A 682-nucleotide genomic window follows, 5' to 3' on the forward strand; every position below is an offset into this window, starting at 1 on the left:
CTAAAGCGGCAGTGTGGCTCGTGATCGCACTGGTGCTGTTTACGGTGTTCAAGCAGTTCGATAAGCCCCGCGTCCAGGAAGGTGTGTCCTATTCGCAGTTCATGGACGACGCGAAGAACGGCAAAGTCAAGAACGTCACCGTTCAGGGCCGCAATCTAACGGTCACTCCGAACGACGGCCAGAAATACCAGATCGTGTCGCCCGGCGACATCTGGATGGTCGGCGACTTGATGAAGTACGGCGTTCAGGTCAGCGGCAAGGCTGACGATGAACCGAACGCGCTCGTCTCCGCGCTGTACTACCTCGGGCCGACGATCCTGATCATCGGCTTCTGGTTCTACATGATGAGGCAGATGCAGGGGGGCGGCAAAGGCGGGGCGTTTTCGTTCGGCAAGTCGCGCGCGCGGCTGATCGACGAGAACAACAACGCAATCAATTTCACCGACGTCGCGGGCTGCGACGAAGCCAAGGAAGAAGTGTCGGAGCTGGTGGACTTCCTGCGCGATCCGCAGAAGTTCCAGAAGCTGGGCGGTCGCATTCCGCGTGGTGTGCTGCTGGTCGGCCCTCCGGGTACCGGTAAGACGCTGCTGGCTCGCGCCATCGCCGGCGAGGCGAAGGTGCCGTTCTTCAGCATCTCGGGTTCGGACTTCGTGGAAATGTTCGTCGGCGTGGGCGCGGCCCG

Annotated in this window: 1 protein-coding gene; it reads left to right on the plus strand. The window is 61.1% G+C overall.

Annotation, left to right across the window (positions count from 1 at the left end):
• A partial coding sequence (locus AWB78_RS42945; protein ID WP_157697926.1) for an ATP-dependent metallopeptidase FtsH/Yme1/Tma family protein occupies window positions 1–682 on the plus strand: 682 nt, incomplete at both ends.

Source organism: Caballeronia calidae, assembly GCF_900044055.2.
GTDB lineage: Bacteria > Pseudomonadota > Gammaproteobacteria > Burkholderiales > Burkholderiaceae > Caballeronia > Caballeronia calidae.